The organism is Aeromonas simiae, assembly GCF_014892695.1.
Classification (GTDB): Bacteria; Pseudomonadota; Gammaproteobacteria; order Enterobacterales; family Aeromonadaceae; genus Aeromonas; species Aeromonas simiae.
In genome coordinates, this window is the sequence record NZ_CP040449.1 from 2,582,547 (window position 1) to 2,594,175 (window position 11,629).

Here is an 11,629-nt window from a genome sequence, read left to right on the forward strand (position 1 = left end):
ACCCTCGAACAGACATCACCCGGCAGGAGTCCCCATGATCATCGTCACCCATCAAGCGGAACAGCATCAGTTCATTTACCAGCAGGAGGGCGAGCAGGCCCACCTGCGCTATCGCCACCTCGATGCCAACACGGTCGAGGCCTTCAACACCTATGTCCCCCCCGCCTTACGCAACGCCGGGGTGGCCGATAAGCTGGCGCGCGCGTTTTATCAATGGACCCGCAGCCAGAGCCTGACCATAGTGCCGAGTTGCAGCTACATAGAGGTATGGTTGAGCCGCCATGGAGAGTGATGATGACCTGCAACAGCAGACCTGCGCCCTGCTGCGCACCTCGCCGCTGCATTGGCAGTGCCTGCTGGCCGCGCGCGAATTGGCGTTGCCCGACTGGTATCTGGGGGCCGGCTTCGTGCGCAACCTCATCTGGGATCACCTGCACGGCTACCGCCATCCCACCGCACTGAGCGACATCGATCTCATCTATCTGGATCAGCGCGATCCGGATGGGCGCCGCGAAAGCGAGATTGAGGCCTGCGCCCGCGCCCTGCTGCCGGGGCAGAACTGGGAGGCGCGCAATCAGGCGCGCATGCACCTGCGTCAGCGGACGCCGCCGTTCGACACTGCCCTGACCGCCCTCTCCCACTGGGTCGAGCTTCCCACCTGCATCGGGGTGCGGTTGCTGGCCGATGACCGCCTGCTGCTGGTCGCCCCGCACGGCATCGCCCACAACTGGTCGCTCGAGGTGCGTCCCAATCCGCACTGCCGCCAAGGGCCGGCCCTCTTCACCGAGCGGGTTCGCGCCAAGCGCTGGCAACAGTTGTGGCCCCGCCTGCGGGTGCTCTGGCCCGCTTAAGCCAGGTTGATTTTGTGTGAAACCCATGGGCACACTAGGGGTTAAAGCATCACTAAAGGGTTGAACATGCGCGACTTTTTCTCTCTCCAGCGCTGGCTTCCCGGCCTGGCCTCCCTGCTGCACTATCAGCGCGGCTGGCTGCTGCCGGATCTGCGCGCCGGCCTCTCGGTGGCGGCGGTCGCCCTGCCGGTGGCCATCGCCTATGCCGAACTGGCCGGCGTCGGCGCCGTGGTCGGCCTCTACTCGTGCATACTGCCGATGGCGGTCTACGCCCTGTTTGGCACCTCGCGCCAGCTCATCGTCGGCCCCGACGCGGCCACCTGCGCCGTCATCTATGCGGTGGTGGCCCCGCTCGCCGCCGGCGATCCCACCAAGCACTGGCAACTGGTGATGACCATGACCGCCATGACCGGTTTCTGGTGCCTCATCGCCAGCCGCTTCCGACTCGGGGTACTGGCGGACTTCCTGTCGCGTCCGATCCTGATGGGGCTGCTCAACGGCGTGGCCATCACCATCATGGTGGGCCAGCTCTCCAAGATCTTCGGCTTTACCTACAGCGAGAAATTCCTGATCGAGCGCCTCGCCAGCACCCTCGACTACCTGCAACAGACCCACCTGCCGACCCTGGCCATGAGCCTGCTGACCCTGCTGGCCCTGCTTGTGTGCCGCTGGCTCAAACCCAACTGGCCCGCCGCCATGTTGGCGCTGGCCGTCGCGGCGCTGGCGGTGTGGGGCAGCCAGCTCTCCCCGCTCGGCGAGCTCGGCATCCAGACTATCGGTGCCGTGCCCTCCGGCATCCCCTCGCTGCAAATCCCGGACTTTCCCCCCGGCCTGCTGCGTGAGCTGGTGCTGCCGGCCCTTAACCTCGCCATGGTGAGCTTCGTCTCCATGATGCTCACCGCCCGCAGCTTCGCCGCCAAGAATGGGTACGAGATCGATGCCGATCAGGAGTTTCGGGCCCTTGGCATGGCCAACCTGGCCTCAGCGGCCTCTCAGGGCTTTGCCATCAGCGGCGCCGACTCCCGCACCGCGGTCAACGACGCCAGCGGCGGCAAGAGCCAACTGGTCTCCCTCATCGCTGCCGGCACCATTGGTCTGGTCACCTTCACCCTGACCGCCCCCTTGCAGTACATCCCCACCGCCGCCCTCGGGGTGGTGCTGGTGATGGCCTCGTTCTCGCTCACCGATTTTCGCGGCCTGTGGGCACTGCGCAACTCAGACTGCGCCGCCTTCTGGCTGGCCCTCATCACCTTCATCAGTGTGCTCACCATGGGGGTCATTCCCGGCATCACCCTGGCAGTGCTGCTCGGCCTGTTCCAGTTCCTGCGTAATGTGATGCGCCCGACCGACCAACTGCTTGGCACCGACCAAGATGGCGTGGTGCGCACCCTCGGCAACGACGAGCAGATCAAGAGCGTGCCCGGCCTGATGGTCTATCGCTTCAACTCGCCGCTCACCTACTTCAACGCCCCCTACTTCAAGCGCCGGGTGCTGGCCCTGCTGACCCAGGACCCCAGCTCGCCGCGCTGTCTGGTGATCGACGCGGTCGCCTGCTTCACCCATCAGGACATCAGCGTGATGATCATGGTCGGCGAGCTGCACCGCGAGCTGAAACGGCGCGGCATCCACATGGTGATGGCGGGCCGCCACGGCCAACTGAGCCAGTGGTTCCGCCAGGCCGGGGTCAAGGTCGGCGAGGACGGTATTTTGCTCTGTCCCGACATCTATCAGGCCCTGCGCATGACCCGCTGCTACCGCAGCCAGGAGGAGGAGGAGGCGCTGACCCTGGCCGAGGGTAACCCGGAGCAGGAGGAGCGTGAGGTGAACCTGGCCACCACGATTGCGTGAGCCCGGCGCTTGGTGTTAAATGACGCACCGTGGCGCGGCCCTCCGGTCGTGCCCCCAGCGCCGGAATTCACATGCAAACTCACTCCCCCCAGGGGCCAGGCTCGCTCTTTTCGCTGACCTGGCCTCTGTTCATCGATCTCGCCCTGCACTTTCTGACCGGGGCGCTCAACACCTTCATGGTCGGCCATGTCTCCTACCGCGCCGTGGCGGCGCTGGCGGTCGGCAACCAGGTGTTCGATCTCGCCATCACCCTGTTTAGCTTCGTCAGCATCGGCACCAGCGTGGTGATCACCCAGTATCTGGGCTCCGGCGACCGGGAAAAAGCCCGGGTGGTGATCCACACCGCCATCGCCTTCAACCTGCTGGTGGGGCTGGTGGCCGCCCTCGGGGTCATGGGCGGCGCCGCCCCGATCCTCGCCATGATGAACCTGCCCGCCGAGCTGCTCAGCGACGGCCAGCTCTACTTGCAGATCATCGGCCTGTGCCTGCTGCCCGAGGCGGCGGCCCTCTGTCTGGCCGCTACCCTGCGGGCCCACGGCCACACCCGCCAGGCCATGTACGTGACCCTCATCGTCAACGCCATCACCTGTGTCGGCAACATGCTGCTGCTCTACGGCTGGTTCGGCCTGCCCGAGCTGGGGGTGGCCGGGGTGGCCATCAGCACGGTGGCCGGCCGCTTGATCGGGGTCGTGCTGCTGGTGTGGCTGGTGGGGCGCAAGACCGGCATCCGCCTGATCCCCCGCGACATACTGCGCCCGAGCCGAGAGATGCTCGGCAAGGTGCTGCACATCGGCCTGCCGGCCGCCGGCGAGAACCTCTCGTGGATGTTGCAGTTCATGGTGGTCACAGCGTTTGTCGGCCTGCTCGGCGACAAGGCGCTGGCGACCCAGTCCTACTTCTTCCAGATCTGCCTGTTTATCCTGTTGTTTGGCCTCTCCATCGGCCTTGGCAACGAGATCATCATCGGCCATCTGGCCGGGGCGCGGCAGTTCGACCGCGCCTACCGCCAGTTGCTCAAGAGCCTCAAGCTCGGCCTCATCGTCACCTGCCTCATCGCGGTGGCGGCGGCGATCAACGGGCGCAGCATCATCAGCCTGTTTACCGATGATCCCGACATCATCAATCAGGTGGCCCAACTGTTCCTGGTGAGCCTCATCATGGAGCCGGGGCGCACCTTCAACCTGGTGGTGATCAACGCCCTGCGTGCCACCGGGGATGCCCGTTTCCCCCTGCTCATGGGGCTTATCTCCATGTGGGGGATCGCCGTGCCTCTTTCCTATTTCCTCGGTATCATGCTGGGTTATGGACTGGTCGGCATCTGGCTGGCGCTGGCCTGCGACGAGTGGGTCCGGGGTCTGGCCATGTACTGGCGCTGGCGCAGCCGCCGCTGGCAAAACAAAATCTTGGTGGAATCATGATGCAAAACGGAATGAAATCCCTGTTGGGTCTGCTGCTGATGCTGCTGTGCGCGCAACCGGTACTGGCCGCAACCTGGTATCTGGCACCGATCCAGACAGAGAGTGGCAACGAGGCCCAGAAGGCCTTGACCAAGGAGTTCACCAACCAGTTGATCAAGGCGATCAAGGTCAACGAGTATCAGGTCGGCAAGCCGCTCGGCAAGGAGCAGAAACTGCCCAAGTGGGTGCTGCGCAGCAAGCTGATCCCGGCCAGCGACGCCCCGCTGGTGGGCGCCAAGCATCCACAGGGCTTCACCTACGGCAAGGGGGCGCCGACCCAGGAGATCGTCGCCGAGCTGCTGCGTGACGGCGTGCTGGTGGCCCACATCGGCCAAGGCTGGCGCGAGCCGCTGGTCGCCGACACCCCGAGCGCTGAGAAGATCACCATCATCAACTGGCGCTACGCCATCGGAGCCGAGGCCAAGGCGCCGGATCTCGAGGAGCTGGCCGCCCAGATCTGCTTCGAGGCCGGCAAGGTGATCGAGCGCGACGGCAAACCGCTGCCCGAGCGTAAGAAAAAAGATAAAAAAGAGAGCTAAACCGGCTGACAGCAAGGGGCGCCACGGCGCCCCTTCTCTTTTTTCGCAAATTCGAGCGCCTGCTCCTCTGACTTAATTTTCTCTTAAGCCAAGCCGGTCATCCTCCCTCCATCATCCGAGAGAGGAGCCCACCATGCATGCCGAGATAAAGGCACCCTACCGCCTCGCCATCGCCCGAATCCCCGAGCAGGTGGCCCAGTTACAGGCCTATATTCAGGCCGCCTATACCCGCGAGTTCAACGCCACCATCCCCCATTTTCTGCCGCTGCTGCTCGGGCTCTATCGCGCCGACGGCATGCTGGTCGGTGCCTGCGGCCTCACCCCGGCCGGCGAGGCCCCCCTCTATCTGGAGCGCTATCTGGACGCCCCGATTGAAGAGGCGATCGCGGCTTGCATTGGCACCACCCCATCTCGCGATCATCTGGTGGAGATCGGCAACTTCGCCTGCGCCGAACCGGGCCATGCCCGCATCATGTTCGCCGCCCTGTGCAAACTGCTGTGCGAGAACGAACTCGACTACGTGGTCTTCACCGGTACGGTGCGCCTTCGCAACATCTTTCATCGCCTGCACCTCAACCCCATTGAGCTGGCCCAAGCCCAGCCGGAGCGGGTCGGTGAGGACGCCGCCGCCTGGGGTGAGTACTACCGCTGCCAACCCAAGGTGATGGTGGGCGATCTCGGCCAGGGACGCCGCGTGCTGGCCGAAAGCTCGCTGCTACTCGGCCTGTTCGAGCCCATGCCCACCCTGTTTCCCACCGCCCGGAGGGCGCACTCATGACCCTGTTTTCCGCCCTGCGGCGCCACGCCCAGACTCGCCCCGATCAGCCGGCGCTGGTGGAGCGCACCCGCCACCTGAGTTATCGCCAACTGCTCGCGCAGTGCGAGCAACTGGCCTCAGCCCTCAGCGCCGCCGGCGTGCAGCGCCTGGCCATGGCCATCGACAACGGCATCCCGTGGGCACTGCTCGATCTCGCCTGCGCCCATGCCGGTATCGTCGCCATCCCGGTGCCCGCCTTCTTCTCGGCGCAGCAAAAGCAGTGGCTGCTTGAGAGCAGCGGCGCCGATGCCCTTGCCGTGCAGGAGGACACCCTCTGGCAGCCCCTGCTCGGCGCGTCGTGGCAGCCACAGACGCTGGCCGGTTATCGTCTGCTGCGCCGCGTCGTCGCTGCGCCGCCGGTACTGCCGACCGGCACCGCCAAGATCACCTACACCTCGGGCACCACAGGCCAGCCCAAGGGGGTCTGCCTCTCATTGGCCCAGCTTGAGGCGGTCTGCCGCTCCCTGGCCGAGCGGGTGGCCCCGGCCAAGGTGGAGCGCCATCTCACCTTGCTGCCGCTCACCACCTTGCTGGAGAACCTGACCGGCCTCTATGTGCCGCTGCTGACCGGCGCCACCACGGTACTGCCGTCTCTGGCCGAGGGGGGGGTCACCGGCTCGAGCCGCCTAGATCCGGCCTGCCTGAGCGCCCTGCTCGGGCGCGAGCATCCCCACAGCCTAGTGCTGGTGCCCGAGCTGCTGCGCCTGCTGGTCGGCCTGTGTCAACACCAGCCGGCCCTGGCCCGCTACCTCGGTCAGCAACTGCGCTTGGTCGCGGTCGGCGGCGGCAAGGTGGCCCCAGCCCTGCTGCTGGCGGCCCGCCAACTGGGGCTGCCGGTATTCGAGGGGTATGGCCTCTCCGAGTGCGGCTCCGTGGTGGCGCTCAACGGCCCAGACGGGGATAAACCCGGCAGCGTCGGCCGGGTGCTGCCCCACTGCCAGGTGACGCTGGCCGATGACGGCGAGGTGCTGGTCGAGGGGGCCGCCATGCTCGGTTACCTCGGCGAGCCTCCCGTCAGCGGCGCCATCCACACAGGCGATCTTGGCCGGCTCGACGAGGAGGGGTTCCTCTTTATCACCGGGCGCAAGAAGAACGTCCAGATCACCGCCTTTGGCCGCAACTTCTCCCCCGAGTGGGTCGAGGCCGAGGCCCAGCTTGAGCCCGCCATCGCCCGCTGCGTGGTGTTTGGCGACGGTCTGGCGCGCAACGTGGCGCTGCTCGAGCCGATGGCGGGCCAGGAGGGGGCGCTGGCCGAGCAGGTGGCGCGCCTTAACCGCCGCCTGCCTGATTATGCCGGCATTCATCGCTGGTTCGTGGCCACCCTATCTCCCGAGTCGGATCTGCTGACCGCCAACGGCCGCCCGCGCCGGGAGCGAATTTTCACCACCTATCGACATCAGATTGAACAATTAAGCCAAGGAGAGAGCCTGTGAGCTTCTACCAGATCCTGAACGAGCGCACCGCCAGCGAGCGCGAATACCTGCTGAGCGCCCCCATCATCGCCGCCTGCCAGCGCGGCGAGATCACCGGCGAGACCTACATCGCCTTTCTGACTCAGGCCTACTACCACGTGCGCCACACAGTGCCGCTGCTGATGGCCACCGGCGGCCGCCTGCCTCAGGAGTACGAGTGGGTGCGCGGCGCTCTGGCCGAGTATATCGAGGAGGAGTACGGCCATCAGGAGTGGATCTTGAACGACATTCGCGCCTGCGGCGGCGATTCCGAGGCGGTGCGCGCCGGCACTCCCTGCCTGCCCATCGAGCTGATGGTCGCCTTTCTCTACGACCAGATCCAACGCGGCAACCCCATGGGCTTTTTCGGCATGGTGCAGGTGCTTGAGGGCACCAGCGTCGCCATCGCCCTGAGCGTGGCCGACCAGCTCAAGCAGGGGCTCGGCCTGCCAGCCCATGCGATGAGCTATCTGAGCTCCCACGGGGCGCTCGATCAGGAGCACCTTAAGTTCTTCGAGGGGCTGATGAACCGGGTGCAGAACCCGGCCGATCAGGCCGCCATCATCCACAGCGCCAAGGTGGTCTACCGCCTCTACGGCGACATGCTGCGCACCCTCGCCTAAGGAGCCCGTGATGAACCTCGACGGCAAACGAATCCTGCTCACCGGTGCCAGCGGCGGCATCGGGGAGGCCCTCGCCCTGGCTCTGGCCGAGCGCGGCGCCCATCTGCTGCTGCACGGGCGCCAACCCCTGGCCCTGGAGCGACTGCGCCTACAGTTGCCGGCGCCAGAGCGCCACCACACCCTGTGCGCCGATCTGCGCAGCGCAGAGGGGCGCCTCGCGCTCATCCACCACCCGGCGCTGGAGTCTGGGGTCGACATCCTCATCAACAATGCCGGTACCAACCACTTCGCCTGGCTCGAAGATCAGAGCGAAGAGCAGATAGCCAGCCAGCTCGAGCTCAACACCCTGGCCCCCCTGCTGCTGACCCGTGCCCTGCTGCCGCGCCTGACGCGCCCCGGCCTCATCATGAACGTCGGCTCAAGCTTCGGTGGCATCGGCTACCCCGGCTACAGCGTCTACTGCGCCAGCAAGTTCGCCATCCGTGGTTTTTCCGAGGCACTCGGCCGCGAGCTGGCCGGCAGCGGGATCAAGGTGCTGCACTTTGCCCCGCGCGCTACCCGCACCCACCTCAATGCCCCCGAGGTGTACGCCATGAATGCCGAGCTCGGCACCCACACCGACACCCCAGAGGAGGTGGCCGATCAGCTGGTACAGAGCCTGGAGCGAGAGCGCACCCGCACCTGGGTCGGCTGGCCCGAGAAGCTGTTTGTGCGCCTCAATGCCCTGCTGCCGGGGCTGGTCGACCGAGCCTTGGCACGGCAGCACGCCGTTATCGCCCGTTTTGCCCACCACAAGGAAGCCTGAAGATGAAATCGACCCTGTTACTGGTCGGCAGCCTGCTCGCCGCCCCCACCTTTGCCGCCGATGCCCTGCCCGAGATCCAGTCCGTCTGGGCCCAGTGCCAATACCAGAGCCCGGAGAAGCAGAAGGAACGTTGCCTCGAGCAGCTCAGCCAGCGCGCCGATGCGGCCAGCGCCAAGGAGGCGTTTCGCACCGATCTGCTGATCTGGTCTGCCATCGTCAAAAGCACCTGGGCCGGCGCCAAGGGGGGCCTTGGAGCCCTCTCTCTGGTCAAGGATGCCAAGCGCCGCCTCGAAATAGCCATCGAGCAAGACCCCAAGGCCCTCGACGGCTCGGCCTACACCAGCCTCGGCTCCCTCTACTATCAGGTGCCGGGCTGGCCGGTCGGGTTTGGCGATGATGACAAGGCGGAGGCGCTGCTCAAGCAGGCGCTGGCCATCAACCCCACCGGCATCGACCCCAACTACTTCTATGCCGACTTCCTGCTCGATCAGGGCCACAAGGCCGAGGCCAAACGCTACTTCGAAAAAGCGCTGGCGGCCCCGCCCCGCCCCGGTCGCGAGTTGGCCGATCAGGGCCGCCATGGCGAGATTAAGGCCAAACTGGCCACATTGTGATGCACAGCGGGCCACAAGGCCCGCTGAGATTGCCAAGCTGGAGCAGGGTCGGTGATGACGGCATACTGTCTCCACGCTGGGCCTCGACACGGAGTTGGAATGCGGATCCTGTTGGTTGAAGATGATGTGATGCTGGGCGACGGCATGCAGGACGCCCTCAAGGGCTCGGGTTACACGGTCGATTGGCTAACCACAGGCCTGCCGGCCCTCACCACCTTAAAGTGCGAGGAGTTTGCCGCCCTCATCCTCGATTTGAATCTGCCCGATATCGACGGCATCAGCCTGCTGCGCAAGCTGCGCCGCGAGGGCTTCACCCTGCCAGTGCTGATCCTCACCGCCCGCGACGCCCTCGACGATCGGGTGCTTGGCCTCGATGCTGGCGCCGATGACTACCTCACCAAGCCGTTTGCCCTGCCCGAACTCAACGCCCGCCTGCGGGCCCTGCTGCGGCGCAGCGCCGGCAATGCCTTGCCAACCTTGGAATACGGCGCCATCGTGCTCTACCCGGACGCCCAGCAGGTCACCTACCAGGGCGAGCCGGTGCGCCTCACTCCCCACGAGTACAAGCTGCTGCACGAGCTCTTGAGTCAGGCGGGCCGGGTGCTGAGCAAAGAGCAGCTACACCAACGCCTCTACGGCTGGGATGAGGGGGCCGAGAGCAACGCGGTCGAGGTGCACATCCACCACCTGCGCAAGAAGCTCTATTCCGATCTCATCCGCAACATCCGTGGGGTCGGCTACATAGTGCCGCGCGAGGTCGCCACCTCGTGAGCCGCCCGGTCCGCTCACTGCGCCGCACCCTGCTGACCGGGGTGCTGCTGCTGGTCACCGCCAGCCTGTCGGTCAGCGCCCTGCTCGGCTTTTTCTCTGCCAGCCACGAGATGGAAGAGCTGTTCGACGCCCGTCTCGCCCAGTCGGCCCGCATCACCGAGCGCCTGCTGCTGCGCTACCTAGAGCAGTTACCGGCCGACCACGACAGTGGCCTGGTCTATGAGGAGTGGGAGCTGAGCCACCCGGATGCCGAGCGGGTTTCCCAGCGCCGTGGCATCTACACCGACAACGAGTTCACCCCCTACGGCCACGAGTTCGAGCGCAATCTGGCGTTTCAACTACTCGATCCGGCCGGTAGCGTGCTGCTGCGCTCGCCAAGCGCCCCCGAGCAGCCGCTCGGCGCCCTGGCGCCCGGCTTTGATGAGATGCAAGATGGCAAGCACCTGTGGCGCACCTTCACCCTGCACAACGAGGAGCGCGGCACCTGGCTCATCGTGGCCGAACGCGACGACGAGCGTGACGAGCTGGCCGGCAGCATGGCCACCCTGACCATGCTGCCCTTGATTATCACCTTGCCACTGCTGCTGATCCTGCTGTGGTGGCTGGTGACCCGCAGCATCTCACCGCTCACCCGGCTCACCACCGCCATCGGTGAGCGCCATCCGGCCAACCTAACCCCACTGCATATCGACCACCCGCCCAAGGAGGTGGGGTTGCTGATGACCGAGCTCAACCGCCTGATGCACACCCTGGCAGAGACCCTCGAGCGCGAGCGGCAGTTCACCGACGAAGCGGCCCACGAGCTGCGTACCCCGCTCGCCGTGCTGCGCCTATACAGCGAGAACGCCCTGCACGCCCACAACGAGGAGGCGCGGCGCCAGGCGCTGGAGAAGATGCAGCAGGCGCTCGATCGCAGCGATCGGTTGCTGCGCCAGTTGCTCACCCATGCCCGCCTCGATCACCGCAAGCCGATGCCGCACCAGCCGCTCGATCTGCGCGAGACCCTGCGCGAGACCATCGCCAGCCTGGTGCCGCTGGCGCTTAACAAAGAGCAGCAGCTCGCCTTCGAGGCCGATGAGGCGCTCACCATCGCCGGGCAACCGACCCTGCTCGAGCTGTTGTTTGCCAACCTGGTGGACAACGCCATCCGTTACACCCCGCGCGGCGGCACCATCACTGTGCTGCTCGATCGCGAGGGGCACAAGGCTCGGGTCAGGGTGCGCGACAGCGGCCCCGGCGTGCCGCCCGAGCTGTTACCGCGCCTGAGTGAGCGCTTCTTTCGGGTCAACCCGCAGCAAGGGGACGGGGCGGGGCTTGGCATGGCCATCGTGCGCCGTATCGCCGAGCTGCACCGGGCCGAGATGAGGGTACACAATCACCCGCAGGGGGGGCTTGAAGTTAGCGTCTACTTCCAACTGGAAAGCTGAAAAATGTGAGCTAAATAGCATAGCGAGAGAAAAATGCATGATTGTCACCAAGGGTGACCATCATCACATTCCCCCCTGCCGGAATGGAGTAGCTTGAACTTACACACACTGAAAAAGGAGGCCACATGTTTCCAGAGTACCGTGATCTAATCACTCAGCTGAAAACGACCGATGCCCACTTTCAGAGGAAATTTAACCTGCATAACCAGCTGGATGACGAGATCAAGCAACTGGAAAAAGAGTACGCAGACAACGATCAGGTTCGTGAACTGAAGAAGAAAAAGCTGAAACTCAAAGAAGATCTCTATGAGATCCTGAAAACTCATAGTAAGCGCGACACATCACTGCAGTGATGCTCTCGCAAGGCAATGCGACCCGGGGCAATCCCGGGTCGTTTCGTTTTGGCGTCCCTCAAAAAAAGAGGCG

At 65.2% G+C, this 11,629-nt stretch carries 13 protein-coding genes; all 13 read left to right on the top strand.

All coding sequences use genetic code 11. The features are described 5' to 3' along the window. The first annotated feature begins 34 nt into the window (after positions 1-34). Complete coding sequence (locus FE240_RS12085) at positions 35-292, top strand: GNAT family N-acetyltransferase (RefSeq protein WP_193001226.1); 258 nt, start codon at positions 35-37, stop codon at positions 290-292. Then, complete coding sequence (locus FE240_RS12090) at positions 282-851, top strand: nucleotidyltransferase family protein (RefSeq protein WP_193001227.1); 570 nt, start codon at positions 282-284, stop codon at positions 849-851. Before FE240_RS12085 ends, FE240_RS12090 begins: the two co-directional genes overlap by 11 nt. A gap of 66 nt (positions 852-917) precedes the next feature. Beyond that, positions 918-2,699 carry a SulP family inorganic anion transporter gene (locus FE240_RS12095; RefSeq protein ID WP_193001228.1) on the top strand — a complete coding sequence of 594 codons (1,782 nt, stop codon included), beginning with the start codon at positions 918-920 and terminating at the stop codon, positions 2,697-2,699. 71 nt (positions 2,700-2,770) lie between these two features. Continuing rightward, positions 2,771-4,117, top strand: a complete 1,347-nt coding sequence (locus tag FE240_RS12100) for an MATE family efflux transporter (RefSeq protein ID WP_193001230.1) — start codon at positions 2,771-2,773, stop codon at positions 4,115-4,117. A gap of 11 nt (positions 4,118-4,128) precedes the next feature. Further along, a complete protein-coding gene (locus FE240_RS12105; RefSeq protein ID WP_404800024.1) occupies positions 4,129-4,695 on the top strand; it encodes a hypothetical protein in 567 nt (188 codons plus the stop codon). A gap of 133 nt (positions 4,696-4,828) precedes the next feature. Then, complete coding sequence (locus tag FE240_RS12110; protein WP_193001232.1) at positions 4,829-5,473, top strand: thermostable hemolysin; 645 nt, start codon at positions 4,829-4,831, stop codon at positions 5,471-5,473. Continuing rightward, positions 5,470-6,945, top strand: coding sequence for an AMP-binding protein (locus FE240_RS12115; protein WP_193001234.1), 1,476 nt, complete (start codon positions 5,470-5,472; stop codon positions 6,943-6,945). Before FE240_RS12110 ends, FE240_RS12115 begins: the two co-directional genes overlap by 4 nt. Further along, positions 6,942-7,586 (top strand): TenA family transcriptional regulator, encoded by a 645-nt coding sequence (locus FE240_RS12120; protein ID WP_193001236.1) that lies wholly within the window; start codon positions 6,942-6,944, stop codon positions 7,584-7,586. Before FE240_RS12115 ends, FE240_RS12120 begins: the two co-directional genes overlap by 4 nt. A gap of 10 nt (positions 7,587-7,596) precedes the next feature. Then, a complete protein-coding gene (locus FE240_RS12125; RefSeq protein ID WP_193001238.1) occupies positions 7,597-8,391 on the top strand; it encodes an SDR family oxidoreductase in 795 nt (264 codons plus the stop codon). Between the two features lie 2 nt (positions 8,392-8,393). Beyond that, a complete protein-coding gene (locus tag FE240_RS12130; protein ID WP_193001240.1) occupies positions 8,394-9,005 on the top strand; it encodes a tetratricopeptide repeat protein in 612 nt (203 codons plus the stop codon). 99 nt (positions 9,006-9,104) lie between these two features. Beyond that, positions 9,105-9,776, top strand: a complete 672-nt coding sequence (locus FE240_RS12135; protein ID WP_042044526.1) for a response regulator — start codon at positions 9,105-9,107, stop codon at positions 9,774-9,776. After that, positions 9,773-11,203: an ATP-binding protein gene (locus tag FE240_RS12140; protein ID WP_193001242.1), complete on the top strand. Its 1,431-nt coding sequence runs from the start codon at positions 9,773-9,775 to the stop codon at positions 11,201-11,203. Before FE240_RS12135 ends, FE240_RS12140 begins: the two co-directional genes overlap by 4 nt. Before the next feature lie 125 nt (positions 11,204-11,328). Further along, positions 11,329-11,556, top strand: a complete 228-nt coding sequence (locus tag FE240_RS12145) for a YdcH family protein (protein ID WP_193001244.1) — start codon at positions 11,329-11,331, stop codon at positions 11,554-11,556. The last annotated feature ends 73 nt before the right edge of the window (positions 11,557-11,629 follow it).